23 protein-coding genes are annotated in these 25,115 nt (G+C 72.4%); 8 read left to right on the forward strand and 15 right to left on the reverse strand.

Annotated features, from left to right (window positions below):
- Window positions 1-54: 54 nt before the first annotated feature.
- The 3 genes from ACFQLX_RS02495 to ACFQLX_RS02505 form a co-directional block, all read right to left on the reverse strand.
- Window positions 55-1,644 carry a polyamine aminopropyltransferase gene (locus ACFQLX_RS02495; protein ID WP_465270542.1) on the reverse strand — a complete coding sequence of 530 codons (1,590 nt, stop codon included), beginning with the start codon at window positions 1,642-1,644 and terminating at the stop codon, window positions 55-57.
- Between the two features lie 129 nt (window positions 1,645-1,773).
- On the reverse strand, window positions 1,774-2,325 hold the full coding sequence (locus ACFQLX_RS02500) for a DUF2617 family protein (RefSeq protein ID WP_386411411.1): 552 nt from the start codon (window positions 2,323-2,325) through the stop codon (window positions 1,774-1,776).
- A gap of 586 nt (window positions 2,326-2,911) precedes the next feature.
- Window positions 2,912-3,142, reverse strand: coding sequence for a hypothetical protein (locus ACFQLX_RS02505; RefSeq protein WP_386411413.1), 231 nt, complete (start codon window positions 3,140-3,142; stop codon window positions 2,912-2,914).
- 179 nt (window positions 3,143-3,321) lie between these two features.
- Here ACFQLX_RS02505 and ACFQLX_RS02510 point away from each other — a divergent pair, with 179 nt between their 5' ends.
- A complete protein-coding gene (locus ACFQLX_RS02510) occupies window positions 3,322-4,488 on the forward strand; it encodes a pyridoxal phosphate-dependent aminotransferase (RefSeq protein ID WP_386411415.1) in 1,167 nt (388 codons plus the stop codon).
- A 74-nt stretch (window positions 4,489-4,562) separates the two neighbouring features.
- Here ACFQLX_RS02510 and ACFQLX_RS02515 read toward each other — a convergent pair whose 3' ends face one another.
- Window positions 4,563-5,096: a type III secretion system chaperone family protein gene (locus ACFQLX_RS02515; RefSeq protein WP_386411417.1), complete on the reverse strand. Its 534-nt coding sequence runs from the start codon at window positions 5,094-5,096 to the stop codon at window positions 4,563-4,565.
- Window positions 5,097-5,220: 124 nt separating this feature from the next.
- Window positions 5,221-7,824, reverse strand: a complete 2,604-nt coding sequence (gene clpB, locus ACFQLX_RS02520) for an ATP-dependent chaperone ClpB (RefSeq protein ID WP_386411419.1) — start codon at window positions 7,822-7,824, stop codon at window positions 5,221-5,223.
- A gap of 174 nt (window positions 7,825-7,998) precedes the next feature.
- Here clpB and ACFQLX_RS02525 point away from each other — a divergent pair, with 174 nt between their 5' ends.
- The gene (locus tag ACFQLX_RS02525; protein WP_386411421.1) at window positions 7,999-8,403 is read left to right on the forward strand and encodes a pyridoxamine 5'-phosphate oxidase family protein; all 405 of its coding nucleotides are present in this window, start codon (window positions 7,999-8,001) and stop codon (window positions 8,401-8,403) included.
- A 213-nt stretch (window positions 8,404-8,616) separates the two neighbouring features.
- Here the strand turns inward: ACFQLX_RS02525 and ACFQLX_RS02530 are convergent, their stop codons facing one another.
- On the reverse strand, window positions 8,617-8,856 hold the full coding sequence (locus tag ACFQLX_RS02530; protein ID WP_386411423.1) for a hypothetical protein: 240 nt from the start codon (window positions 8,854-8,856) through the stop codon (window positions 8,617-8,619).
- A gap of 450 nt (window positions 8,857-9,306) precedes the next feature.
- Here ACFQLX_RS02530 and ACFQLX_RS02535 point away from each other — a divergent pair, with 450 nt between their 5' ends.
- Window positions 9,307-10,335 (forward strand): helix-turn-helix transcriptional regulator, encoded by a 1,029-nt coding sequence (locus ACFQLX_RS02535; RefSeq protein WP_386411425.1) that lies wholly within the window; start codon window positions 9,307-9,309, stop codon window positions 10,333-10,335.
- On the opposite strand, the gene ACFQLX_RS02540 is transcribed toward ACFQLX_RS02535, so the two are convergent.
- A complete protein-coding gene (locus tag ACFQLX_RS02540) occupies window positions 10,298-11,254 on the reverse strand; it encodes a helix-turn-helix transcriptional regulator (RefSeq protein WP_386411427.1) in 957 nt (318 codons plus the stop codon). The genes ACFQLX_RS02535 and ACFQLX_RS02540 overlap by 38 nt on opposite strands.
- Window positions 11,255-11,354: 100 nt before the next feature.
- On the opposite strand from ACFQLX_RS02540, the gene ACFQLX_RS02545 reads away from it, so the two are divergent.
- A complete protein-coding gene (locus ACFQLX_RS02545) occupies window positions 11,355-12,347 on the forward strand; it encodes a helix-turn-helix transcriptional regulator (RefSeq protein WP_386411428.1) in 993 nt (330 codons plus the stop codon).
- A gap of 7 nt (window positions 12,348-12,354) precedes the next feature.
- Here ACFQLX_RS02545 and ACFQLX_RS02550 read toward each other — a convergent pair whose 3' ends face one another.
- Genes ACFQLX_RS02550 through dnaK form a run of 4 tightly spaced genes read right to left on the reverse strand, consistent with a single transcriptional unit; the run spans window position 12,355 to window position 16,581 of the window.
- Window positions 12,355-12,822 (reverse strand): heat shock protein transcriptional repressor HspR, encoded by a 468-nt coding sequence (locus tag ACFQLX_RS02550; protein WP_386411430.1) that lies wholly within the window; start codon window positions 12,820-12,822, stop codon window positions 12,355-12,357.
- Window position 12,823: 1 nt separating this feature from the next.
- Entirely contained in the window at window positions 12,824-14,005 is a 1,182-nt protein-coding gene (gene dnaJ, locus ACFQLX_RS02555; protein ID WP_386411432.1) for a molecular chaperone DnaJ, read from the reverse strand.
- Between the two features lie 51 nt (window positions 14,006-14,056).
- Window positions 14,057-14,728 carry a nucleotide exchange factor GrpE gene (gene grpE / locus ACFQLX_RS02560; RefSeq protein WP_386411434.1) on the reverse strand — a complete coding sequence of 224 codons (672 nt, stop codon included), beginning with the start codon at window positions 14,726-14,728 and terminating at the stop codon, window positions 14,057-14,059.
- Complete coding sequence (dnaK, locus tag ACFQLX_RS02565; RefSeq protein ID WP_386411436.1) at window positions 14,725-16,581, reverse strand: molecular chaperone DnaK; 1,857 nt, start codon at window positions 16,579-16,581, stop codon at window positions 14,725-14,727. Before dnaK ends, grpE begins: the two co-directional genes overlap by 4 nt.
- A 336-nt stretch (window positions 16,582-16,917) precedes the next feature.
- Between dnaK and ACFQLX_RS02570 the strand changes: the two genes are divergently transcribed.
- On the forward strand, window positions 16,918-19,188 hold the full coding sequence (locus ACFQLX_RS02570) for a (Fe-S)-binding protein (RefSeq protein ID WP_386411438.1): 2,271 nt from the start codon (window positions 16,918-16,920) through the stop codon (window positions 19,186-19,188).
- Between the two features lie 81 nt (window positions 19,189-19,269).
- On the opposite strand, the gene ACFQLX_RS02575 is transcribed toward ACFQLX_RS02570, so the two are convergent.
- Entirely contained in the window at window positions 19,270-19,953 is a 684-nt protein-coding gene (locus ACFQLX_RS02575; protein WP_386411440.1) for a CDGSH iron-sulfur domain-containing protein, read from the reverse strand.
- A gap of 116 nt (window positions 19,954-20,069) precedes the next feature.
- Window positions 20,070-21,218, reverse strand: coding sequence for a PP2C family protein-serine/threonine phosphatase (locus ACFQLX_RS02580; RefSeq protein WP_386411442.1), 1,149 nt, complete (start codon window positions 21,216-21,218; stop codon window positions 20,070-20,072).
- A gap of 145 nt (window positions 21,219-21,363) precedes the next feature.
- Between ACFQLX_RS02580 and sigJ the strand changes: the two genes are divergently transcribed.
- The gene (gene sigJ, locus ACFQLX_RS02585) at window positions 21,364-22,308 is read left to right on the forward strand and encodes an RNA polymerase sigma factor SigJ (RefSeq protein WP_386411444.1); all 945 of its coding nucleotides are present in this window, start codon (window positions 21,364-21,366) and stop codon (window positions 22,306-22,308) included.
- Window positions 22,309-22,421: 113 nt separating this feature from the next.
- A complete protein-coding gene (locus tag ACFQLX_RS02590) occupies window positions 22,422-23,618 on the forward strand; it encodes an NAD(P)/FAD-dependent oxidoreductase (protein WP_386411446.1) in 1,197 nt (398 codons plus the stop codon).
- Window positions 23,619-23,742: 124 nt separating this feature from the next.
- On the opposite strand, the gene ACFQLX_RS02595 is transcribed toward ACFQLX_RS02590, so the two are convergent.
- Window positions 23,743-24,144, reverse strand: a complete 402-nt coding sequence (locus ACFQLX_RS02595; RefSeq protein WP_386411448.1) for a VOC family protein — start codon at window positions 24,142-24,144, stop codon at window positions 23,743-23,745.
- Window positions 24,145-24,254: 110 nt separating this feature from the next.
- Entirely contained in the window at window positions 24,255-24,677 is a 423-nt protein-coding gene (locus tag ACFQLX_RS02600) for an arsenate reductase ArsC (RefSeq protein WP_386411449.1), read from the reverse strand.
- Window positions 24,678-24,786: 109 nt separating this feature from the next.
- Between ACFQLX_RS02600 and ACFQLX_RS02605 the strand changes: the two genes are divergently transcribed.
- Window positions 24,787-25,095, forward strand: coding sequence for an ArsR/SmtB family transcription factor (locus ACFQLX_RS02605; protein ID WP_386411451.1), 309 nt, complete (start codon window positions 24,787-24,789; stop codon window positions 25,093-25,095).
- Window positions 25,096-25,115 lie beyond the last annotated feature (20 nt).

Here is a 25,115-nt window from a genome sequence, read left to right on the forward strand (position 1 = left end):
CGCGCAGGCATCGGCTTCACGGCGCGGGTTGCGGCGGGGAACTCCGTACCAGGCCTATGGCACGAACCGGGGGTGGACCAGTGTCGACGGGCGCACCTTCGCCGGCCGCGGCCCGCGCCCCGCTCCCGCCTCGCGCAGGGCCGCCGGGGTGAGCCAGCGCAGCCGCGGGGCGTCCGCGGGCAGCGCCAGCCGGGGCGGCGCGGCGCGGGCGGCCAGCCAGAAGCCCCAGTCCCCGGCCTCGGGGAGGACCCCCCGCCCGCCGCGGCCCTCCCGCCCGCCGTCGCGGCCCGGGACGCGGAAGCCCGTCGCGCGCAGCCCGGCCGCGCGCAGGGTCGCCTCGACCGTCCAGTAGACCCGGGGCCGCCCCCGCAGCGCGCCCGCGTGGACGCTGAGCCGGCCGCCGGGCGCGAGGGCCCTCGCGGCGAGGGCGTAGAACTCCTGCGAGTAGAGCTTCACGCTGGGCGTGAGCACCGGGTCCGGCAGATCCGAGACGATCACGTCGTACGCGCCGGGTTCGGCCGAGCGCCGCAGCCAGTCGAAGGCCTCGGCGTCCACCACCCGCAGCCGGGGGTCGGCGAAGACGCCGCCGTTGAGGGCGGACAGCTCCGGGTCGGTCCGCGCCAGCCGTACGACGCCGGGGTCCAGCTCCACCAGCACCACCTCGCGCACGTCCCGGTAGCGCAGCACCTCGCGCGCCGCGAGCCCGTCACCGCCGCCGAGGATCAGCACCCGCTCCCGGCGCCCCGCCATCGCCGGGTGCACCAGCGACTCGTGGTAGCGCTGCTCGTCGCGCTCGCTCACCCGCAGCCGGCCGTCGAGGTAGAGGGCCAGGGGTTCGCCCCGGCGCCCGGTCAGGACGACCTCCTGCACGCCGGTGGTGAGGGCCACGCGCACCTCGTCCCCGTACACCTCCCGGCGCACCGCCCGCTCGAAGGCGGGGGCGAGGACGGCGGCGAGCAGCAGCAGGACGAGGACCAGGGCGTTCCCGGCCAGCAGGTACGTACGGTCGCGGCGGCTGAGGTCCCCCCGGAAGAGCCACAGCACGAGCGCCCCGCCGGCCACGGCGTTGACCGCGCCGGTGGCCAGCGGGCCGGCGATCTGGCCCAGCCAGGGCAGCAGCAGGAACGGGAAGGCCAGCCCGCCGGCCAGCGCGCCCACGTAGTCGGCGGCGAAGAGGTCGGCCACCGCGCCGCCCGCGTCCTGGCGGCGGATGCGCTGGATGAGGGTCATCAGCAGCGGCACCTCGGCGCCGATGAGCACGCCGATGGCCAGCGAGAAGCCGACCAGCGCCACCTGCGAGTGGCCGACCCAGGCGAAGCAGGCGTAGAGCGCCATCGCGGAGAGGCCGCCGACCAGCGCGAGGGCCGCCTCTATCAGCCCGAAGGCGGCGGCGGCGCGCGGGCGCAGCCGCTTGGCGAGGAGGGAGCCGACGCCCATGGCGAAGACCATCACCGAGAGCACGACGGAGGCCTGGGTGACGGAGTCGCCGGCCAGGTAGGAGGCGAGGGCGACCAGTTCGAGTTCGTAGACCAGGCCGCAGGCGGCGCAGACGAAGACCGTGGCGAGCACGAGGAGGCGGCCCGTGGCGGGACGCACGGGCAGGCCCCTCCTGGACTGCCCCGGCCGCCTCGGCTGCCGGGGCACGACATATGCCGGGGTCTCAGGCCGCTCGATCACGGAACGAACGATACGGTCGCGCCGATGTCTCCCTTTGTCACCCACAAGGGTGCGATATGCGGTTCGCATGGGCGAGTTGGTGTGCGGGAGGTGTCTTCAGGCCGGCTGAGCCACCCGCACGCCCACCCGGGTCCGGGTGGTCACCAGGCGTCCCTCCTGCGGGTACGCGTGCCAGGTGCGCCAGCCGACGCTGTCGCCGCCGCCCCGTCCCCCGCTGCCCCCGCCGCCGCCCTGGCGGTGCACCAGCAGCGCGGTGAAGGCGTGCGGGCTGCCGGGGAAGACGCCGGCCAGCCCGTGCGGATGCTCCGCGACCAGCGCCAGCAGCTCCTGCGCGCGCACGCCGAAGGCGCCGGCGGAGAGGTGCTCGACGTGCGCGCTGAACTCGTAGTCGAAGTCACCGATCTGCTTGGAGACGCCGAGCGGCAGCGGGGTGCTGCTGCCGGGCAGGCAGGCGACGGTCTCCGAGCAACTGCCGTCGGGACCCTCCAGGATGACCTGGTGGGAGGCGCCCAGCAGCCGCAGCTGCACGTCCATCTCGTCGATCCGCAGCGGCAGCACCGCGAGCGCGGGCAGCGGCCGCATGCCGAGCCGCCAGGCCAGGTCGGCGGCCCGGGTGTCGGTGTAGGAGGTCTGGAGTGTGGTGAGCATGGGTCGGCTCCGTATTCGGCTCCGTATGACGTGTGGCGAACTGGGCCGGCCGCCTCACAGGTGCACCTGGGATGGAGGACGCGGAGGTTCCGTATGACACGGAACCATGAACTGCCAGGCCCCCACCGGGCTTTTCGGCATCTTCACCCGCTTTACATCCCCTCGGGGGCCACCCTGGTCACATGTTCACCAAAGGGGCGCCCCGCGGCTCCGAAAGGAGCACGGGGCGCCGCTTTTCGGGCATAGCCCGACAATTTCAGCTCCCTCCGCCGCCGCAACCGCCGCCTCCGCCGCAACCACCGCCGCCGCAGCCGCCGCCCCCGCCGCAGGACTCGGACGAGCTCGCACCGCCGTTACCGCAGGCCCAGCCCCCTGCACCGCAGCTACCGCTCCCGCGGGCGGACGAGGTGCGCCGCTCCCTGGTGCGGACCGGCTTCCGCTTGCTGCGGGCGCCCGGCCGCCCCACACCTCTCGTCGCCCTGGACAGGACGCTTAGGGCGCCCACCAACGAAGCGGCGCTCAGCAACACCACCCATACCAACATGCCCTTTCCCCCCTGCTCTTCATCCGCTCCGCACGCGGTCCCTCAGTCGCCCCCACCGCCGCCGCAGCCACCGCCGCCACCGCAGGAAGAGGAGCCGCCCCCACAGGAGGAGCCGCCCCCGCAGGAGGACCCTCCCCCGCTCCAGCCGCCGCCCGACCCCCTGCGCCGCCCGCCCCGGGAGCGCCGGGGCGCGGCGGACCGGTCTCCCAGCAGCCCCACCACTCCGAAGAGCACTATTCCGAAGAACACCACCATGACGATCACGGTCCCCATGCCCGCTCCCCCTCAGCTTCCGCACCGCGCCGGACCCGCGTCCGCGAGGCCCTGCGCGCGGGAGCCCCGTGCTCCCAACCCGGTGGTGCCCGCGCCTTCCGCGCCCCAAAGCGGATTTGAGCAACTCCAGAGCTTCGACCTGTGGTTCCGCCTCCCGCGCACCCACTACCGTGACGCGCATGCGACGCCCGTACCTCAACAGCCGCCTGGCGGAGTTCACCTCGACGATCTTCGCGGAGATGTCCGCCCTGGCGGCCGGGACCGGGGCGATCAACCTCGGCCAGGGCTTCCCCGACACGGACGGACCCGAGGCGGTCCGCGAGGCGGCCGTGCGCGCGATCCGCGACGGCCGGGGCAACCAGTACCCGCCGGGCCCCGGCGTGCCCGAGCTGCGCCAGGCGATCGCCGACCACCAACGCCGCTTCTACGGACTGGAGTTCGACCCCGATACGGAGGTCCTGGTCACCGCGGGCGCGACGGAGGCGATCGCCGCGGCCATGCTCGCGTTGCTGGAGCCCGGCGACGAGGTGATCGCCCTGGAGCCGTACTACGACTCCTACGCGGCCTGCATCGCCCTGGCCGGCGCCCGCCGGGTGCCGGTGACACTGAGGCCGCACGCGGGCGCGTACCACCTGGACCCCGACGAGCTGCGCGCGGCGATCACCCCGCGCACCCGGCTGCTGCTCCTCAACACCCCGCACAACCCGACGGGTACGGTCCTCACCCGCGCCGAGCTGGCGGCGGTGGCGGAACTGGCGGTCGAGCACGACCTGCTGGTGGTGACGGACGAGGTCTACGAGCACCTGGTCTTCGACGGCGCCCACCTCCCGCCGGCGTCCTTCCCCGGGATGCGCGAGCGGACGGTGGGCATCTCCTCGGCGGGCAAGACCTTCTCGCTGACCGGCTGGAAGGTCGGCTGGGTGACGGCGCCGCCGGAGCTGCTGGCGGCGGTGCGCTCGGCGAAGCAGTACCTCACCTTCGTCTCCGCGGGCCCCTTCCAGTACGCCGTCGCGGAGGCGCTGGCCCTCCCCGACGCGTACTACGAGGGCCAACGCGAGGAGCTGCGCGCCAAGCGCGACCTGCTGTCGGCGGGCCTGGCGGACGCGGGCTTCGCCGTCTACCGCCCGGCGGGCACGTACTTCGTCACCACCGACATCCGCCCCCTGGGCGAGAAGGACGGCCTCGCCTTCTGCCGCGCCCTCCCCACCCGCTGCGGCGTGGTCGCCGTCCCCACCGCGGTCTTCTACGACGACCAGGAGGCGGGAGCGCCCTTCGTCCGCTTCGCGTTCTGCAAGAAGGACGAGGTACTGCGGGAGGCCGCGGCCCGGCTGCGGGCGCCGGCCTAGGACCGCCCCCGACGCCTGTCCCCCCGACCGGACTCCGGTCGGGGGCACAGGCGTCGGTCGTCGGGGGAGGGGGGTCAGCCCTCGTCGTCCGGCTTGTCCTCGGTCGACTCCTCGACCTCGGTGGCCAGGCCCAGCGTCTCCACCAGCCACTTGTCGAACTCGACGGAGGCGCGCACCCAGCTGACCGTCGAGGAGACGAAGTGCTCCAGGCTGACGCCGGTGCCGATGAGCATCTGCGCCTCGCCGATCAGGCGGACGGAGCCGTCGTCATGGGTGTGGGTGTAGACCTTCGGCCACAGGGTGCGGCGGTTCCAGTCGTCGATGGTCTCCAGCAGCGCCGACTTGTCCTCGATCGAGTGCTCGCGGTCGTAGAACGTGCGGACGGAGAAGACCTGCTGCTCGTTCTCCCCGCGGAACATGAAGTACGTGCGGAACTGCTCCCACGGCGCCGCGAGGTCACCCTCGTCGTCGACGACGTACTTCAGCTCCATCTGCTCCAGGAGCTGCTTGACCAGGTCCTGGTCGGGAACGACCGGCCCCTGCGGGGCGGCCGGCTGCGGTTCGGGCTGGCCCCCGAAGTTCGGAATCGAGGACGGGTCGATACTCACCGTGAGTTTCCCTTCATAGCGTCCGCCCATCCTCCCCCATAGGGGGCGGGGGGTGGCAAGCCGCGACGCTGCGCCCGCAGCGGAATGCGGGCGCGCGTCGCGGCTGTGCGCGGCGGGTACGGGGCTACGCCTTCCTGCCGACCAGCAGTCCTTCGCCCGCCGTGTCCACCCGGACCGTGTCGCCGTCGCGGACCTCGCCCGACAGGATCTCCCGGGCGAGTTGGTCGCCGATCGCGGACTGCACCAGGCGGCGCAGGGGGCGCGCCCCGTAGGCGAGGTCCGGCGGGGCGTCCGGGCCGTGGCCCAGGCGCGCGAGCCAGTCCAGCGCCTCGTCGGAGACCTCCAGGGTGAGGCGGCGCTCGGCGAGGCGGCGCTGGAGGTGGTCCAGCTGGATGCGGGCGATGCGCCGCAGGTCGTCCCCGCCCAGGGCGTGGAAGACGACCTGGTCGTCGAGGCGGTTGAGGAACTCCGGGCGGAAGGAGCCGCGGACGGTCTCCAGCACCCGCTCGCGGCGCTGCCCGTCGCTGAGCGCGGGGTCCACCAGGTACGTCGAGCCGAGGTTCGACGTCAGGATCAGGAGGGTGTTGCGGAAGTCCACCGTCCGCCCCTGGCCGTCGGTCAGGCGCCCGTCGTCGAGCACCTGCAGCAGGATGTCGAAGACCTCCGGGTGCGCCTTCTCCACCTCGTCCAGCAGCACCACGTTGTACGGGCGCCGGCGCACGGCCTCCGTGAGCTGGCCGCCCTCCTCGTAGCCGACGTAGCCGGGCGGGGCGCCGACCAGGCGGGCGACGGAGTGCTTCTCGCCGTACTCCGACATGTCGATCCGGGTCATCGCCCGCTCGTCGTCGAAGAGGAAGTCGGCGAGCGCCTTGGCCAGTTCGGTCTTGCCCACGCCGGTGGGGCCCAGGAAGAGGAAGGAGCCGGTGGGGCGGTCGGGGTCGGCGATCCCGGCGCGCGAGCGGCGCACCGCGTCGGAGACGGCCCGTACCGCCTCGGACTGGCCGATGAGGCGCCGGCCCAGCTCCTCCTCCATCCGCAGCAGCTTCTGCGTCTCGCCCTCCAGCAGCCGGCCGGCGGGGATGCCGGTCCAGGCGGCGACGACGTCGGCGATGTCGTCGGGGCCGACCTCCTCCTTGACCATGGTGTCCTTCTTGGCGGCCACCTCGGCCCGCGAGGCCTCCTCCAACTCCCGCTCCAGGGTGGGGATCTCCCCGTAGAGCAGCTTGGAGGCCGAGTCGAAGTCGCCGTCGCGCTGGGCGCGTTCGGCCTGGCCGCGCAGGTCGTCCAGGCGCTCCTTCAGCTCGCCGACGCGGTTGAGGCCCTCCTTCTCCTTCTCCCAGCGGGCGGTCAGCCCGCGCAGCTCCTCCTCCTTGTCGGCGAGGTCCCTGCGCAGCCTGACCAGCCGCTCGCGGGAGGCGGCGTCCTGCTCGCCGGCCAGGGCCAGCTCCTCCATCCGCAGCCGGTCGACGGCGCGCTGCAGCTCGTCGATCTCGGTCGGGGAGGAGTCGATCTCCATCCGCAGCCGCGAGGCCGCCTCGTCGACGAGGTCGATGGCCTTGTCGGGGAGGAAGCGGGAGGTGATGTAGCGGTCGGAGAGGGTGGCGGCGGCCACCAGCGCGGAGTCGGCGATCTGCACCTTGTGGTGCGCCTCGTAGCGCCCCTTGAGCCCGCGCAGGATGGCGACGGAGTCCGCCACGCTCGGCTCGGCGACCAGCACCTGCTGGAAGCGCCGCTCCAGCGCCGGGTCCTTCTCGATGCGCTCGCGGTACTCGTCCAGCGTCGTCGCGCCGACCATCCGCAGCTCGCCGCGGGCCAGCATGGGCTTGAGCATGTTGCCCGCGTCCATCGCGGAGTCGCCGCCGGCGCCCGCGCCGACGACCGTGTGCAGCTCGTCGATGAAGGTGATGATCTGGCCGTCGCTCGCCTTGATCTCGGCCAGCACGGTCTTCAGCCGCTCCTCGAACTCGCCCCGGTACTTCGCGCCGGCGACCATCGCGCCCAGGTCGAGGGAGACCAGGCGCTTGCCGCGCAGCGACTCGGGGACGTCGCCCTTGACGATGCGCTGGGCGAGGCCCTCCACGACGGCCGTCTTGCCGACGCCGGGCTCGCCGATGAGGACGGGGTTGTTCTTCGTACGGCGGGAGAGGACCTGGACCACGCGGCGGATCTCGGCGTCGCGGCCGATGACCGGGTCGAGCCTGCCCTCGCGGGCGGCGGCGGTGAAGTCCGTACCGAACTTCTCCAGCGCCTTGTACGTGCCCTCGGGGTCCTGCGTGGTCACCCGCCGCCCGCCGCGCGCCGCGTCGAAGGCGGTCTGCAACTGCCCGGCCCCGGCGCCCTGCTGCTCCATCAGCCGCGTGGTCTCGCCGCCCTTGGCGGCCAGCGCGATCAGCAGGTGCTCGGTCGACACGTAGCTGTCGCCCAGCTCCTTCGCGCGCCGCGCGGCGTCCGCGATCACGGCGAGCAGCTCGCGGCTCGCGCGCGGCGGGGCGACCGTGGCGCCCTGCACGCCGGGCAGCGCGGCGACGAGCCGCTCGGCGCCCGAGCGCAGGGTGGCCTGGTCGGCCTCGACCGCGGCCAGCAGGTCCTGGATGTTCTCGTTGTCCTGGCCCTCGAGCAGGGCGAGGAGCAGGTGCGCGGGGGTGATGTCCGGGTTCCCGCCGGACACCGCGCGGGTGTTGGCCCCGCTGATCGCTTCCTGGCTCCTGTTGGTCAGCTCCGCGTCCACTGCTTGTGCTCCTCCTCGCCGCCGCACTACCGCACTGCGCTTACCGTCCTGAAGTAACTTGAGTCTACTCCACTCAACTCGATGCGTCGCGCCAATTCCCGCCGCGGCGGGGTGAATTCACCTCGGGACGCGTCCGGTCCCCGGCCGGCGGCGCGGGCCTCGTACGCTGCCTGCGTGACGATCGACGTACGCAACCCGGACCCCGACTACCTGGCCTTCTGGCAGGAGTGGCAGCTGTGCACCCTGACCACGCACCGCGCGGACGGCAGCCCGCACGTGGTGCCGGTGGGGGTGACGTACGACCCGCGGGCCGGCCTCGCGCGGATCATCACCAACCGGGCGAGCCGCAAGGTCGCGCACATCCGCGCGGCGGGCGGGGCGGGCGCCCCGGTGGCGGTCTGCCAGGTGGACGGGGGCCGCTGGGCGACGCTGGAGGGCACGGCGCGGGTGGTGGAGGACCCGGCGGCGGTGGCGGAGGCGGTACGCCGCTACGAGGAGCGCTACGGCCGGCGCCCGGCGCCCAACCCGGACCGGGTGGCGGTGGAGATCTCGCTGACGCGGGGGATGGGCCGGGTATAGCATCCCCGACTCACGCCGCGCCCAAGGCAGGAGCCGCCCACTGGGCGCACGCGCGAAAGACTCTTCCCCTGGCTCCGGGGGGAGAGCCAGGGGAAGAGTGGCGGGCGGTGCCACCGCTGACTGCAGCAGCGGTGGCACCGCCGGCACAGCGCCCGGGGCGACGGTGTCCGGGGGGAGCCGCCCGTCAGGCGCAGTGGGGGGGTGGAGGCGCTGTCAGGAAGGGCCGACCTCGGCCTTCACGGTCGCCTCCAGGGTGAGGTTCACGGAGATGACGCCACATCGCACGACACACCGGACGGGCCGGCCCGAGCGATGGTGGTGAGCCCGCACATCTCCGTCCTCGTCCCTGACCACGGTGACCAGCCAGCCGGCGACCACCACGGTCATGGAGTCACCGGGGTGGGGGATCGCGGTGTCCAGGTCGACCGAGTGCCAGCCCGATCGATCAGTCATCGCCACCCCACCCCCATCACTCAGGTATCCGTCCGGCAGCGGCCGTTACCGGGTCGCCGCCGAGGCATCGGAGAGGAAGTCGCCCACTCACCAGCCCGAGTCGTCGTTGGGCTTCACTACCCAGCCCGAGTCGTCGTTCGGTGCCACGATCCAGCCCGAGTCATCACTCGGCCAGCCCGACTCCGCAGCGACCGAACTCCAGCCCGAGTCATCGCCACCGGAGGAACGCCAGCCGGAATCCCCCAGCGCCACCGCCCCGAAGGCGGCTGCGGCGACGACTGCGAAAGCGCAAACCCGGCGAGCCCACCTGGACATTCCGGCTTCACCTCTCCCTTTTCAGGTACTTGCCACGTCTCTCCTGCAATGAAAGATGACTCAGGTGGGGTCCCGAGCGCCACCGGGACCATGCATCATGTTCTTGCATTGCATGAGGCTGAGGGGGTGCGAACCATGACAGAAGCGGGCAATTCACGACATCGTCATTCCCCTGTGGCGCTGTGCGAGGAGGGCAAGGACATCTACGCCGGCGCGTTGCGCAGTGGCCGGATCGCCCGGTCCGCCGCGATCGACGCACCCTGCCTCGTCGATCTGGACCTGCTCTACCCCGATCCGTCGGACGACCAGTGGCTGATCCCCGTCCCGCCCTCGGCCGCCCTGTCCCAACTCCTCATCCCCATCGAGCGGGAGATACAGGAGCGGCGCCGCCAGACGGTGACCCTCACGGACGTCTTCGAGCCCTTCATCGCCATCACCGCCGACAGCGCGCCGACCGCGCACGCGATCACGGTCCTGGAGGGGTACGACCGCATCAACTCCGCCCTCGACCGGGCACTTGCCCAGTGCAACGAGGAGTTGCTCACCGTACAGCCGGGCGGTCACCGGCGGCCGACGAGCTTCGAGGAGGCGCTGCGCCGCGACCGGCCGCTCGTGGACCGGGGCGCGCGGATGCGCACCCTCTACCAGCACACGGCCCGGCACACGCCGACGACACTGGCCTACCTCGAACTCCTCGGCCACAAGGGGCAGGTGGAGGTCCGCACCCTTGAGGAGATCATCGACCGGCTCATCATCGTCGACCGGAAGGTCGCCTTCGTCCCGGCGCGCAAGGACCGCCAGGTCGCCCTGGAACTGCGCCACCAGGGGCTGGTCGCCTACCTGGTGGGCGTCTTCGAGCAGTTCTGGCGCCTGGCCACCCCGTTCATCGAGGAGATCAGCTACGATCCTCGCCCCGACGGCGTCACCGGCATCCAGCGCAGCATCGCCAAGCTCCTGGTGGCAGGGCTGGTCGACGAGGCCATCGCCCGCCGGCTGGGCATGAACGTCCGCACCTGCCGCTCCCACATAGCCAAGCTGTCCAGCCTGCTGGGCAGTGGCAGCCGCGCCCAGCTCGGCTTCCTGATCGCCCGCTCGGGACTGCTCGACGAGACCGAAACCCCGGTGGCTAGTCCGCCTGTTCCAGAATCCCGGAACGGGCTATGAGGAACCCGAGCTGGGCGCGGCCGTGACTGCCCAGAAGCGCGGAGAGCCTCGCGATGTGGCCGCGCACCGTGCGCACGTTCACCCCCAGGCGCGCCGCGACCACCTGGTCGTCGAGCCCCTCCACGAGCATCCGGGCGATCGCGCGCTGCACGGCCGACACCTCGTGGTCGGACGCCCCGTACTCGACCGGCTCCCACAGCGGGACCCCCAGCCTCCACAGCAGTTCGAAGCACTGCCGCAGCACCCGCACCAGCGGTGGATGGCGCACCTCGAGGGCCTGCGACCTGTCCTCGCTCGCGGGGATGAACGCGACCGTCTCGTCCACGACGACCATCCGCTCGATCACTCCGGGCAGCGTGCGCACCTCCACCGGGTAGCGCCGGATCTGCTCCTGGTAGCTCATCCTGCCGACGGTGAAGCGGGCCGCGTGCACGTAGAGCGTGCGCATCGAAACCCCGCGCTTCAGCACCTCCAGGTCCCTGGCCGCCCCCAGCTGTGCGGCGGCCTCGTGCGAGGCGGCCCGCGGCTGCATGGCCAGCACCTCGGTCTCACTCGCGGCCAGGGCCGCGTCGAGGCGCTGGTTGATGCGGTCGAACCCGGAGACGGTCGTCATCGGCAGCCCGGCGGCGGGCGGGGACTCCTCCTGCGGCCAGTCCGACACCAGAGCGGCCAACCGCCGTGTGTCCTGGTGCTGCCGGCGGCCCAGTGCCAGACCGAGGGCGGTGGCCACCGGCACGGGCAGCAGGCGCCCGGGATCGGTATCGTCGGGGACAAGTACACCCAGGTCCAGCAGGCACCGCGCCGACGCCGTGGCATCCCTCGGAAGTCCGCCCCCGTCCAGCGCCCGGACGTACACCGCGCGGCACCGCGCGCACATCACCGTGGCGCGTACCGTCTGCGGGTGCTTGTGCCGGGCCACAGCCTCACCCCCTTGGGCCTGCGGGGGGATCATGGCACAGCGACGGGACGGTGTCACGGAGTAGTCATGGACGCCCCGACACACGGCCGGGAGGAGAGCAGTGGGCACTGACGTACCGCACCCGGAGCACCCGCACGACGTGATCTGCCCGCCGGGCAGGGAGATCTACGCCCTGGCCCTGTCGCAGAACCAGGTCCGGCGGGACGCCGCGCTGGCCGCGCCGTGCCTGCTGGAGGCCGGCCTGCTCACCGTGGACGGGCAGAACGAGGACCTGCTGCGGCCCGTACCCCCTTCATACGGGCTGGAGTTGCTCGTCAAGCGCAACGAGCGGGCCTACCTGGAGCACGCCGCCGGCCTGGTGGAGGACTTCCGGGCCCTCGTCGACACCGTCCACCGCGTGCCGTCGGCCGAGCTGCCCCTCTTCACGCTGAGCGGGGTCGAGCGGATCAACGAGCGACTGGACTCCCTGAGCCGCCAGGCGACCGACGAGGTGCTCACCATGCAGCCCGGCAGCCAGCGCCCCGTGGAGGCGCTGGCCTCGGCGGCATCCCGCACGGCCGGCCTGCTGGAACGCGGTGTCCCCATCCGCACGCTGTACGTGCACTCCGTGCGCCACTCACGTGAAGTGCTGGACTTCCAGCGCAGGTTCGCCGGGCCGCTGCTCCAGGTGCGTACGGTGAACGAGGTCTTCGGCCGCATGATCATCATCGACAACGAGGCCGCGCTGATCGCTCTCGCCCACGACAACTCCACAGCGCTGGAGATCTGCCATCCTCCCGTGATCCGCTTCCTGCGCCGCACCTTCGACGTCCTGTGGGAGCACGGCAAGCCCCTGGGCCGGCCCCTGGCCGAAGGAAACAGGACGGACGGCGTACCGGCCGTCCAACTCCGCATCGCCCGCCTGATGATCGCCGGCAACGACGACCAGGAGATCGCGCTGCGCCTCGGTATCAACGTGCGTACCGTGCGCGGGCACATCGCCAAGCTCTCCGCCGCACTCGGCAGCGGCAGCCGCGCCCAACTCGGCTTCCTGCTCGCCGGATCGGGCCTGCTGGACGAGCCGACCGGGCCGGCCGCCCGCAGCCCCGGCTAGCCGCCCCTCAGCCCCGCTTGGGCCGCGGCTTCCACACCACCAGTGCGCTCGTCTGCTGGACCTGGTGGTAGGGGACCAGGTCGCGGCGGTACGAGGCGTGGACCTGGGCCTCGCGGCGCTGGAGGGTGTCCGCCGCGCCCTCCAGCGCGGACTGCAGCTCCGCCACCCGCTGCTGGAGCGCCGCGACCTGCGTCTCCAGCTCGATGATGCGCTTGATGCCGGCCAGGTTGATGCCCTCGTCCTGCGAGAGCTGCTGGACCTGGCGCAGCAGGTCGATGTCGCGCGCCGAGTAGCGACGGCCCCGGCCGGCCGTGCGGTCGGGGGAGACCAGGCCGAGGCGGTCGTACTGCCGCAGCGTCTGCGGGTGCAGGCCCGAGAGCTGGGCCGCGATGGAGATGACGTAGACGGGGGTGTCGTCGTTCAGCTCGTACGGACTGCGGCCCGGCCCCCGGCCCCCCGCACCTGGCACGCCCATCTCAGTCTCCCTCCGCGGCCTGGAACAGCGCGGCCCTGGGATCGGCGCCGTCGGCGCCCTCCGTGGCCCGCTGGTACGCCTCCAGCGTCTGGCGCGCCTTGTCCTCCAGCTCCGCCGGGACCTGCACCTCCACGGTGACCAGCAGGTCGCCGCGGGTGCCGTCCTTGCGCACCGCGCCCTTGCCGCGGGCGCGCATGGTGCGGCCGTTGGGCGTACCCGGCGGCAGCTTCAGCTTCACCGCGGGGCCGCCCAGCGTCGGGACGGAGATCTCGCCGCCCAGCGCCGCCTCCGGGAAGGTCACCGGGACGGTCACCGTGAGGTTGTCGCCGCGGCGGCCGAAGACGGGGTGCTTGGCGACGTTCACCACGACGTACAAGTCCCCGGCAGGACCGCCCCGTTCCCCCGGGGAGCCCTTGCCGCGCAGCCGGATGCGCTGGCCGTCGGCGACGCCGGCGGGGATGCGGACCTGCATGGTGCGCGAGGACTTGGCGCGGCCGGAGCCCCGGCAGACCTCGCAGGGGTTCTCCGCGATCATGCCGCGGCCCTTGCAGTCCACGCAGGGGTCGGTGAGCGAGAAGCCGCCCCCGCCGCCGCGCGAGACCTGGCCGGTGCCCACGCAGGTCGGGCAGACCCGGGGGGTGCCGTTCTGGTCGCCGGTGCCCGCGCAGGTCTTGCAGGCGGCCGAGGAGGACATCCGCAGCGGCACCGTGGCGCCCTCGACGGCCTCGTCGAAGGCCAGCGTCACCTCGGACTCGATGTCCTGGCCCCGGCGCGGCTGCGTACGCCCGCCGCCCCGGCCGCCGAAGAGGCCGCCGAAGACGTCGCCGATCCCGCCGCTGCCGCCGCCGAAACCGCCGGCGCCCGGCTGCGTACCCCCGAAGAGGTCGCCGAGGTCGAAGTTGAACTGGCCCGCGCCCCCCGGCCCGCCGGCCCGGAAGCCGCCGTTGCCGAAGAGGGCGCGCGCCTCGTCGTACTCCTTGCGCTTCTTGGGGTCGGCCAGGACGTCGTTCGCCTCGGAGACCTCCTTGAAGCGCTCCTCGGCCTTGGCGTCGCCCTTGTTGGCGTCGGGGTGGAACTCCCGCGCCAGCTTGCGGTACGCCTTCTTGATCTCGGCCTCGGTCGCGTCCTTGGGGACGCCGAGGACCTTGTAGTAGTCCTTCTCGATGAAGTCCTTGGTACTCATCCGCGGCGTCCCTCCTTCCGTACGCGCCCACTCGTGTCCGGCCTCAGCACGTCAGCCCTCGTCCGGGCCACCGCTCTCCTCTTCCGGGGCGTCCTCGGATCCGGCGGACCGCTCCTGCTCGCTCTTCACCGCGCCCGGCTGGGGTTCGGCGACGGCGACCCGCGCGGGGCGGATCGTGCGCTCCCCGATGCGGTAGCCCGGCTGCAGGATCTGCACGCAGGTCGTCTCCTCCACCTCGGGGGAGTACGAGTGCATCAGCGCCTCGTGGACCAGCGGGTCGAAGGGCTCGCCCTCCTTGCCGAACTGCATCAGGCCCATCTTGGCGACGACCGTCTCCAGCGACTCCGCCACCGACTTGAAGCCGCCGACCAGCTCGCCGTGGTCGCGGGCGCGGCCCACGTCGTCCAGCACGGGAAGCAGCTCGGTGAGCAGGTTCGCCACGGCCACCTCCTTGACCGCGATCCGGTCGCGCTCGACGCGCCGGCGGTAGTTCTGGTACTCCGCCTGGAGGCGCTGCAGGTCCCTGGTGCGCTCCTCGAGCGCCTTGGCGACCTGGTCGAGCCGGGCGGTGGCCGCGGGCGAGGCGCCGGCGTCCCCGGCCGGGGTGGCTCCCTCAGGTCCCTCGGGAGCGTCCCCGGCGGCTGCCGCGTCACGGGCGGCAGCGTCGTCGGTGGGGACGTCGGGCTCCTCGTTGTCCTCGAAGCCCTGGGTCTCCTCCGTCACGCGGCACCGTCCCGCTTCTCGTCGTCGACGATCTCGGCGTCCACCACGTCGTCGTCGGCGGGGGCGGAGTCGCCGTCGGCAGCGCCCGGGCCGGCCGCGCCGCCGGCCGCCTGGGCGTCGGCGTAGAGCGCCTGGCCCAGCTTCTGGCTGACGGTGGCGAGCTTCTCGGTGGCCTCGCGCAGCGCGCCGGTGTTCTCGGCGGACTCGTCCTTCAGCTGCTCCTTGAGCTCCGCCACGGCGGCCTCGACCTCGGACTTCACGTCGCCGGGCACCTTGTCCTCGTTGTCCTTGAGGAACTTCTCGGTGCTGTAGACCAGCTGCTCGGCCTGGTTGCGGGTCTCCGCGGCCTCGCGGCGCTTGTGGTCGTCGTCCGCGTACTGCTCGGCCTCGCGCATCATGCGGTCGATGTCGTCCTTGGGCAGCGCGGAGCCGCCGGTGACGGTCATCTTCTGCTCCTTGCCCGTGCCCAGGTCCTTCGCGCCGACGTGCATGATGCCGTTGGCGTCGATGTCGAAGGTGACCTCGATCTGCGGCACGCCGCGCGGGGCCGGGGGCAGGCCGGTCAGCTCGAACATCCCGAGCTTCTTGTTGTACGCCGCGATCTCGCGCTCGCCCTGGTAGACCTGGATCTGCACGGAGGGCTGGTTGTCCTCGGCCGTCGTGAAGATCTCGGAGCGCTTGGTCGGGATCGTGGTGTTGCGCTCGATCAGCTTGGTCATGATGCCGCCCTTGGTCTCGATACCGAGGGACAGCGGGGTGACGTCGAGCAGCAGGACGTCCTTGACCTCGCCCTTGAGCACGCCGGCCTGCAGGGCGGCGCCGATGGCGACGACCTCGTCCGGGTTGACGCCCTTGTTGGCGTCCTTGCCGCCGGTCAGCTCGCGCACCAGCTCCGCGACGGCGGGCATCCGGGTCGAGCCGCCGACCAGGACCACGTGGTCGATGTCGCCCAGCGGGATGCCGGCGTCCTTGATCACGTGGTGGAAGGGGGTCTTGCAGCGCTCCAGGAGGTCCTGGGTGAGCTGCTGGAACTGCGCCCGGGTGAGCTTCTCGTCCAGGTGCAGCGGGCCCTCGGCGGAGGCCGTGATGTAGGGGAGGTTGATCGAGGTCTCGGTGGACGAGGACAGCTCGATCTTCGCCTTCTCGGCGGCCTCGCGCAGGCGCTGGAGCGCCATCTTGTCCTTGGAGAGGTCCACGCCGTGGCCGTTGGCGAACTGCTTCACCAGGTAGTCCACGACGCGCTGGTCCCAGTCGTCGCCACCGAGGTGGTTGTCGCCGTTGGTGGCCTTGACCTCCACCACGCCGTCGCCGATCTCCAGCAGCGAGACGTCGAAGGTGCCGCCGCCGAGGTCGAAGACGAGGATCGTCTGGTCGTCCTTGTCCAGGCCGTACGCCAGCGCCGCGGCCGTCGGCTCGTTGACGATGCGCAGGACGTTCAGGCCCGCGATCTCGCCGGCCTCCTTCGTCGCCTGGCGCTCGGAGTCGTTGAAGTACGCCGGGACGGTGATGACCGCGTCGGCCACCTTCTCGCCCAGGTACGACTCGGCGTCGCGCTTCAGCTTCTGCAGGATGAAGGCGCTGATCTGCTGGGGGGTGAAGTCCTTGCCGTCGATGGACTGCTTCCAGTCCGTGCCCATGTGGCGCTTCACCGAGCGGATCGTCCGGTCCACGTTGGTGACGGCCTGCCGCTTGGCGACCTCGCCGACGAGCACCTCGCCGTTCTTGGCGAAGGCGACGACGGACGGCGTGGTCCTGGCGCCCTCGGCGTTGGTGATGACGGTGGGCTCACCGCCTTCGAGAACACTGACGACAGAGTTCGTCGTACCCAGGTCGATGCCGACCGCACGTGCCATTTCGCTGTCCTCCGGAGGTTGTCCGCACTGCTACTTGAGCTTGATGGGCTCAAGAGTGCCATGGGGCGAAGGTCCCGTCAAACGTTATGAGTGCATGAGACTCAACTTTCCTGCATCACCGCAGGTGGGGGGCGAAATTTTCGAATCCGCCCCACAGGGCGCCCCGCACCGCGCCCCCCGCGTGCGCGCCCGCGCCGCGCGGCGGGCGACGCAGATCACCGGGGCGGTCGCTTCAGACCCCCGGAAAACCCGGGTAACCTCAACCGGAGACTCGATAAGTTACCGCTTAGTAATGCCCAGGACGCAGCTCCGGAAGACAGGCCCGAGGAGCCCCTCATGCAGCTCGCCGCCATCGTCGTATCGCTGACCATCTCAGTGATCGCCGTAGCGCTCTTCGCCCGCGCCATCGCGCAGATCTACCGCTTCGTACGGCTCGGCCAGCCCATCCCGGCCGGCAGCCGCACGAACGACCCGGTCGCGCGCACGGTCACCCTGGCCAGGGAGTTCCTCGGCCACACGCGGATGAACCGCTGGGGCGTCGTCGGCGTCGCGCACTGGTTCGTCGCGATCGGCTTCCTCACGCTGATCCCGATCCTCGTCCAGGCGTACGGCCAGCTCTTCCAGGCCGACTGGATGCTGCCGGTGATCGGCGACTGGCTCCCCTTCGAGGTCTACACCGAGTTCATCGGCGCGATGACCGTGCTGGGCATCGCGGTGCTGATCGTGATCCGCCAGCTCAGCCTGCCCTCGCGGGCGGGCCGCAAGTCCCGCTTCGCCGGCTCGACGGCCTGGCAGGCGTACTTCGTCGAGTACATCATCCTCACCATCGGCCTGACGATCATGGTGCTGCGCGGCCTGGAGGGCGCCCTGCACCACGCTGGCGGCTACCAGGCGGGCTACTTCGCCTCGTACCCCCTGGTCGTCCTCTTCGGCAAGCTCACCACCAGCACGCTCTTCACGATCGTCTACGCGGTCGCCGCGCTGAAGATCACGCTGTCGATGATCTGGATGATCACCGTCGCGCTCAACACCACGATGGGCGTGGCCTGGCACCGCTTCCTGGCCTTCCCCAACATCTGGTTCAAGCGCAACGCCGACGGCGCGGTCGCGCTGGGCGCGCTGCAGCCGATGACCAGCGGTGGCAAGCCGATCGACTTCGAAGACCCCGGTGAGGACGACGCCTTCGGCGTCTCGCAGGTCGAGCAGTTCTCCTGGAAGGGCCTGCTGGACTTCTCCACCTGCACCGAGTGCGGCCGCTGCCAGTCGCAGTGCCCCGCCTGGAACACGGGCAAGCCGCTGTCGCCGAAGCTGCTGATGATGTCGCTGCGCGAGCACGCGGCGGCCAAGGCCCCGTACCTGCTGGCCGGCGGCGGCAAGACGATGGAGGGCGAGGAGCGGGCCTCCGAGGAGCAGCTGAAGGACGTGCCCGCCGCCGCGCTGGCCGAGGCCGAGCGGCCGCTGATCGGCACGCTGGAGGAGAACGGCGTCATCGACCCGGACGTGCTGTGGTCGTGCACCACCTGCGGCGCCTGCGTCGAGCAGTGCCCGGTCGACATCGAGCACATCGACCACATCGTCGACATGCGCCGCTACCAGGTGATGATCGAGAGCGCCTTCCCCTCCGAGGCGGGCACCATGCTCAAGAACCTGGAGAAGAAGGGCAACCCCTGGGGCCTGGCCAAGAAGCAGCGCCTGGCCTGGACGCAGGAGGTCGACTTCCCCGTCCCCGTCGTCGGCAAGGACGTCGAGGACCTCTCCGAGGTCGACTACCTGTACTGGGTCGGCTGCGCCGGCGCCCTGGAGGACCGGGCGAAGAAGACCACCAAGGCCTTCGCGGAGCTGCTGCACACGGCGGGCGTCAAGTTCGCGATCATGGGCGGCGACGAGGCGTGCACCGGTGACTCCGCGCGCCGCCTGGGCAACGAGTTCCTCTTCCAGCAGCTCGGCCAGCAGAACGTCGAGATGCTGAACGCGGCCTTCGGTGAGGACGCGGAGGAGGGGGTGGTGGTCGAGCAGGCGAAGAAGAAGATCGTCGCGACCTGCCCGCACTGCTTCAACACCCTGGCCAACGAGTACCCGCAGCTCGGCGGGCACTACGAGGTCATCCACCACACCCAGCTGCTCCAGCACCTCCTCGACGAGGGCCGGCTGCTGCCGGTCACGCCGGTCGACGGCCTCATCACGTACCACGACCCCTGCTACCTGGGCCGGCACAACAAGGTCTACACGCCGCCGCGCGAGATCATGTCCGCCGTCCCCGGGCTGCGCCAGCAGGAGATGCACCGCCACAAGGAGCGCGGCTTCTGCTGCGGCGCCGGCGGTGCGCGGATGTGGATGGAGGAGCGCATCGGCAAGCGCATCAACAACGACCGGATGGAGGAGGCGCTGTCGCTGAACCCGGACCTCGTCTCCACCGCCTGCCCGTTCTGCCTGGTGATGCTCTCCGACTCGCTCAACGGCAAGAAGAACGACGGCAAGGCCAAGGAGTCGCTGCAGGTCGTGGACGTGGCGCAGCTGCTGCTCGACTCGGTGAGGACGCCGGTGGCGGCGGCGGACGACGCCGCCGACGCCGCCGACTCCGGTGCGGAGCCCACGCCGGCCACGTAGGTCCGCAGGACACGCGAGAGCCCCGTACCCCTTCGTCCGCGAAGGGGTACGGGGCTCTCGCGTCCCGTCGGAGCGCGCCCCTCAGAACGTGCCGTCCTCGAAGCCCGTCGAGGCGTGGCTGCCGTCGCAGAAGGGCTTGTTGCGCGAGGCGCCGCAGCGGCAGAGCGTCTGGCGGTTGCGGACCTCGTACGGGCTGCCGTCGGCGCCGCGGACCTCGATCCCGCCGCGGACCCACAGCGGGCCGGAGACCTTCTCCCCCTCGTCCTCGACCACGCCGATCGAGGCGGGCAGCCGCGGCTCCACGGCCTTCTTCGCCTCCCGGTCCCAGACCACCAGGCGCCCGGAGGGGCACTGGCCGCCCTCCCGCTCCACGACGGCGGTGGTGCCCTCCTCCTGGACCAGGCGCCAGATGCCGCCCTCCCCGTCGCAGAAGCGGGCGTAGGCGCAGAGCACCTCGTCGTCGGTGAGGATGCGCTCGGGGCCGTCGATCTCCTGGGCCTGGTCGAGGTACGGGGCGCGGGTGGCGGTCTCCGTCCCCACGAAGCCGATCTTCTTGTGGGTGCCGTCGCAGTACGGCTTGTTCCCCGAGTGCCCGCAGCGGCACAGCCAGTACGTGTCCCCCTGCGCGGCCCCCTCCGGGTGCAGCGCCTCCCCTTCGCGCCACCCCACCGACGTACCGCTCCCGTCCACCTCGATCGCCTGCTTGGCCAGCGGCACACCGCCGCTCACCTCGTAGGGCCCGTCCTGTGTCACATCGATCCGCACGACCGCTCCCTCGCCCCGGCTGGTGCGCCGGCTTGCCTGCCCGACGCCGCCCAGGGTGGCCCGGCGGGGGCGGGGGGTGCGTGATTACGCCGACGGCGGCATGGCGGGGCCCGTACTCAGGAGGTCGCGGCCCAGGTCGAGGGGCGGACGGCCAGCAGCGCCGCGTCGTCGTCCAGGTGGCCGTCCGTGTGGCGCAGGACCGCCTCCACGAGGTCGGTCAGCAGCTCGTCCGGTTCGACGCCCGCCGGGTGCCGCGCCGCCAGCGACTCCAGCCAGTCGCGCAGCGGGAAGAAGTCGCCCCGCCCGTCCCGGGCCTCCGTGACGCCGTCGGTGACGAGCAGCACGGTCTCCCCCGCGTACAGCGGAAGCCGGACCACGGGCGGCAGCCCGCCCGCCAGGTCCACCAGCCCCAGCGGCGGGCCCTCCCCCTCCGGGAGCCGCCGTACGCCCCCGGGGCCGATGACCAGCGGGCCGTCGTGGCCGAAGTTGACCAGGTCCAGCACGCCCTGCTCGGGGAAGGCGAGGACGACCGCCGTGGCGAACCGGCCCTCCGCCTCCCCCAGCCGGGCGCGCAGCCGGTTGTGCCGGTCCAGGCGCTGCTCCAGGCGCTCGGCCACCTGCGACAGCAGCTCCTTGTGGTAGCCCGACTCGCGGAACGTGCCGGTCAGCGCGGCGGCCGTGGACACCGCCGGAAGCCCCTTGCCCTGCACGTCGCCGAGCAGCACCCGCGCCCCGTACGGCGTCTCCAGCACCTCGTAGAAGTCGCCGCCGACCCGCGCCTCGGCGTTCGCCGCCAGATAGCGCGCGGCGGAGTCGAGCCCGCCCCAGCCGGGCGGGATGGGGTGCAGCACCACCTGCCGGGTGGCCTGCGCGGCGTCCTGCACCCGGCCCAGATAGGTGCGTACCTGCTTGCGCATGACCGACACCACGACGGCCAGGACGGCCGAGACGATCGTCAGCACGAAGTCCTCGGGCCGCAGGTGGTCGGTGGACACCAGCGCGTCCACCACCCGGTTGGTGCCGATCGCCAGCACGCCGAAGCCGGCGGTCACCAGCGGCGGGCACATCGAGGAGGCCACCGCGGGGACCAGGGCCAGCCAGGTCCCCACCCGCATGGAGGGGCCGCCCAGGGTGCCGACGAGGACCACGCCGAGGTAGAGCGCGGCGGGCACCGTCCACGCGCAGCGCCCGTAGCGCAGCAGCAGCGGTGGCAGCGTGCGCCGGCGCCGCCGCGGCGGGGAGCGGCGGATCGATCTTCCAGCCATGGGCCCAGTGTGCGGGGCGGCCCGGTGATCGTCCGGATGCCGCGCACGGGACGTACTCCCCGGGATCGCGGAGGGGTGACCAACGACCCATCGGACCGCCCCAGTTGGCCACCGGGTTCTCCCGTGCGCCGCCTACCCTGGTCGTATGACCCTGACCACGGACGACGTACAGCGGTTCGAGGCCGCCCGGCCGCGGCTGGAAGCGCTGGCCTACCGGCTCCTGGGCTCCGCGAGTGAGGCCGAGGACGCCGCGCAGGAGACCTTCCTGCGCTGGCAGGCCGCCGACACCGGCCGCATCGAGGTCCCCGAGGCGTGGCTGACGAAGGTCCTCACCAACCTCTGCCTCAACCAGCTCACCTCCGCCCGCGCCCGGCGCGAGACGTACGTGGGCCAGTGGCTGCCCGAGCCGCTGCTCGCCGGCGACCCGATGCTCGGGCCGGCCGACACCGCCGAGCAGCGCGAGTCCGTCTCGTACGCCGTGCTCGTCCTGCTGGAGCGCCTCTCCCCGCTGGAGCGGGCGGTGTACGTGCTGCGCGAGGCCTTCGACTACCCGCACCGGGAGATCGCCGCGATCCTCGGCCTGAGCGAGGCCGCCAGCCAGCAGCACCTGCACCGCGCCAGGAAGCACGTCGCGCAGGGTCGGGCGCGCGCCGAGATCGACCAGGAGAGCGCGCGCCGGATCGTCGAGGAGTTCCTCGCCGCCGCGACCAGCGGAAAGACCGAGCCGCTGCTGGCGCTGCTCACCCGGGACGCGGTCGCGGTCGGCGACGGCGGCGGGAAGGTCCCGGCGCGGGCGAGTGCGTTCCAGGGCGCCGTGGCGGTGGCGAAGTTCCTGCGGGGGCTGTTCAAGCCGAGCCAGGCCAAGCGCAACCTGGTCGGCGGCTCGCCCGGGCTGTACACCGCCACCGCCAACGGCGCCCCCGCGCTGGTGGCGGTCCTCGACGGGCGGGTCATCGGCGTCACCTGCCTGGAGATCACGGCCGAGGGCGTCACCGCGTTCCGCAGCCAGGTCAACCCCGACAAGCTGGTGCGCGCGAGCCGGGTGTGGGCCGGCGCCGAGCGGGGCGAGGCGCTGCTGCACCCCTTCTGAGGCTTCTGAGGCACCTTCCGGCGGCGATGTGACCTGCTTCACGCCGCGCCCCTGTCAGGAAACGGCGGGCCGCCCGGTTCAAGGGGCGTACCCACCGCAGACAGGAGTCGGACATGAAGCACCGCATCGTCGTCCTCGGGGCCGGATACGCCGGAGCCGCCGCCGCGGGCCGCCTCGCCAAGCGGCTGCACCGCGACGACGTCGCCCTCACCCTCGTCAACGCCGAGCCCGACTTCGTCGAGCGCATCCGGCTGCACCAGCTCGCCGTCGGCCAGGAGCCGACCTCGCGCCCCCTGGCCGGGATGCTCGCCGGCACGGGCGTGGAGCTGGAGGTGGGCCGGGTCACCGCCGTGGACGTGGACCGCAAGGCCGTCGCCGTCCACGGCGCCGACGGAGCGCGGGAGTTGTCGTACGACACCCTCGTCTACGCTCTCGGCAGCGGCTGGCACGGCCAGGGCGTCCCCGGCACCGCCGAGCACGCCCACGAGCTCGCCGGCCGCCCCGGCGCGCTGCGGCTGCGCGCGCGGCTGGCCGAACTCGGCGCCGGGCAGCCGGTGGTCGTGGTCGGCGGCGGCCTCACCGGCCTTGAGGCGGTCACCGAGATCGCCGAGAGCCGCCCGGACCTCACCGTCCGCCTGGTCGCCCACGGCGGCCTCGGCGACTGGCTGTCCGCCAAGGGCCGCGGGCACGTGCGCCGGGTGCTCGACCGGCTGGGCGTCACCGTGTACGAGAACACCGACGTCACCGCCGTGGAGGCCGACCGGGTCCGTACCGCCGACGGCACGGACATCCCCGCCGCCGTCACCGTCTGGAGCGCCGGTTTCGCCGTCCACCCGATCGCGGCGGCCACCACGCTGGAGGTCTCCGCCACCGGGCAGATCGCCGTGGACGCGACCATGCGCTCGCTCTCCCACCCGGACGTCTACGCCGTCGGCGACGCCGCGCTGGCGCCGGGCCCCGGCGACAAGCCGCTGCGGATGTCCTGCGCCTCGGGCGGCCCCACCGCCTGGCAGGCCGCCGACGCCATCGCCGCGCGCCTGACCGGCCAAAGGATCCCCACCGTGCCGATCCGCTACTACGGCCAGTGCGTCTCGCTGGGCCGCGCGGACGGCCTCGTCCAGTTCGTCACCGCCGACGACCGCGCGAAGGACTCCGCCCTCACCGGCCGCACGGCGGCCCGTACCAAGGAGCTGATCTGCAAGGCCGCCGCCTGGGGCGTCTCGAACCCGACCCTGGGCCTGCCGGTCCGCCGCCGACGCGTCACGGCAGAGGCGGCGCACACGGTCCCGGCGGCACAGGCGTCGGCCTGACGCACGGCAGCGCCCAGCGACCCCGCCGGACGCGGTCCCGCCGGCGGGGTCGGGGCGGGCGGTCGAGCGCCGGGCGTGCTCCCCTTGCCAGCACCCTTCTCACGGACCCGGGCAGTCCCGGCGCTCACGTGGCGATCTCCCAGACGTGGCCGGCCGGATCGCGGAAGGAGGCGGTGCGGACGCCCCAGGGGCGGTCCATCGGGCCGTTGAGGAGTGCCACTCCGCGGTCGGCCAGTCCGCGGCAGGTGGCGTCCACGTCGTCCACGGCGAGGGTGAACACGAAGCGCGGTCCGTCCGCGGGCGTACCGACGCGCGCCGGGTCGACGAGCTCGGGCGCCTGGGAGGCCCGCAGCAGGTTGACCAGCGTGGCGCCGAAGCGGAACACGGCCGAGTCGTCGTCCTCGAAGAACACGGGTAGTTCGAAGACCTCCTGGTAGAAGCGCTTCGTCGCCTCCAGGTCCTCGGCGAACAGGGTGATCGCGGCGATACCGCCGGGCCACTCGGAGGCAGCCGCTGCACTGGTCATGGGCTTGAGCATGAACGGCCCGCCCCCTCACGTAAAGAGGGCCCGCGAGGGGACGGACTCCCCCGGGTCAGCCCTCCCCCCGGCCGCGTCCGCGCGTACACCCCCCGATGTCACATCCCGGGTGAGGCAGGTGACTCGATCTCGGCGATGAGTGCCTCGACGAGGCCCCTGATCTCGTCGCGGATGGGGCGGACCGCCTCGACGCCCTGGCCGGCCGGGTCCGCCAGGGCCCAGTCGAGGTACGTCGTGCCGGGGAAGACCGGGCAGGCGTCGCCGCAGCCCATGGTGATGACGTAGTCCGACGCCTGGACGGCCTCGGTGGTCAGCACCTTCGGCCGCTGGGCGGAGATGTCGACGCCGGCCTCCCGCATCGCCTCGACCGCGGCCGGGTTGACCCGGTCGCCCGGGACCGAGCCGGCGGAGCGGACCTCGATACGGTCGCCGGCCAGGTGCCGGAGGAATCCGGCGGCCATCTGGGAGCGGCCGGCGTTGTGGACGCAGACGAAGAGCACGGAGGCGAGCGGAGCGGTCATCGGTTCATCCTCGGTGGACGGCGCGGTCGCGGCGGGAGGGGCCGGCCGCGCAGGCAAAGAGATCAGCCCGTGCTGGTATCAGCCTCGGGTGACGTGAGAGTATCAGCCCATGATGACGTCAGTCGATGCTGATCTGATCCGGGTCCTGAGCGATCCCCTGCGCCTTCGGATCGTGGCCCTGCTCGCCCGCGAGACGCTCTGCACCAGCCACCTCGTGGCGGAGACCGGCGCCAGGCAGACCAACCTCTCCAACCACCTGCGAGTGCTGCGCGAGGCGGGGGTCGTGGAGACCGAGCCCTGCGGCCGGTTCACCTACTACCGGCTCAGACCGGACGTCATCGAGGCCCTCGCCGAGCAGCTCGCCGCCCTCGCCGCGACCGCGCGCGCCACCGCCGGCGCCAAGAGAGCCTGCCCGTAAGCGTCTTGCCCCACCTGCCC

Source organism: Streptomyces polyrhachis, from assembly GCF_042663125.1.
In the GTDB taxonomy this organism is placed as follows: domain Bacteria; phylum Actinomycetota; class Actinomycetes; order Streptomycetales; family Streptomycetaceae; genus Streptomyces; species Streptomyces polyrhachii.

What these genes read in the sequence shown, in the direction of transcription:
- ACFQLX_RS02550 (WP_386411430.1), bottom strand. Translation starts at nt 12,822, where the DNA reads ATGGGCGTGCCAGGTGCGGGGGGCCGGGGGCCGGGCCGCAGTCCGTAC.
- dnaK (WP_386411436.1), bottom strand. Translation starts at nt 16,581, where the DNA reads ATGGCACGTGCGGTCGGCATCGACCTGGGTACGACGAACTCTGTCGTC.
- ACFQLX_RS02600 (WP_386411449.1), bottom strand. Translation starts at nt 24,677, where the DNA reads ATGACCGCTCCGCTCGCCTCCGTGCTCTTCGTCTGCGTCCACAACGCC.
- ACFQLX_RS02535 (WP_386411425.1), top strand. Translation starts at nt 9,307, where the DNA reads ATGACAGAAGCGGGCAATTCACGACATCGTCATTCCCCTGTGGCGCTG.
- ACFQLX_RS02570 (WP_386411438.1), top strand. Translation starts at nt 16,918, where the DNA reads ATGCAGCTCGCCGCCATCGTCGTATCGCTGACCATCTCAGTGATCGCC.
- ACFQLX_RS02580 (WP_386411442.1), bottom strand. Translation starts at nt 21,218, where the DNA reads ATGGCTGGAAGATCGATCCGCCGCTCCCCGCCGCGGCGGCGCCGGCGC.
- ACFQLX_RS02590 (WP_386411446.1), top strand. Translation starts at nt 22,422, where the DNA reads ATGAAGCACCGCATCGTCGTCCTCGGGGCCGGATACGCCGGAGCCGCC.
- dnaJ (WP_386411432.1), bottom strand. Translation starts at nt 14,005, where the DNA reads ATGAGTACCAAGGACTTCATCGAGAAGGACTACTACAAGGTCCTCGGC.
- ACFQLX_RS02530 (WP_386411423.1), bottom strand. Translation starts at nt 8,856, where the DNA reads ATGACTGATCGATCGGGCTGGCACTCGGTCGACCTGGACACCGCGATC.
- ACFQLX_RS02595 (WP_386411448.1), bottom strand. Translation starts at nt 24,144, where the DNA reads ATGACCAGTGCAGCGGCTGCCTCCGAGTGGCCCGGCGGTATCGCCGCG.
- ACFQLX_RS02510 (WP_386411415.1), top strand. Translation starts at nt 3,322, where the DNA reads ATGCGACGCCCGTACCTCAACAGCCGCCTGGCGGAGTTCACCTCGACG.
- ACFQLX_RS02500 (WP_386411411.1), bottom strand. Translation starts at nt 2,325, where the DNA reads ATGCTCACCACACTCCAGACCTCCTACACCGACACCCGGGCCGCCGAC.
- ACFQLX_RS02605 (WP_386411451.1), top strand. Translation starts at nt 24,787, where the DNA reads ATGATGACGTCAGTCGATGCTGATCTGATCCGGGTCCTGAGCGATCCC.
- sigJ (WP_386411444.1), top strand. Translation starts at nt 21,364, where the DNA reads ATGACCCTGACCACGGACGACGTACAGCGGTTCGAGGCCGCCCGGCCG.
- ACFQLX_RS02505 (WP_386411413.1), bottom strand. Translation starts at nt 3,142, where the DNA reads ATGGGGACCGTGATCGTCATGGTGGTGTTCTTCGGAATAGTGCTCTTC.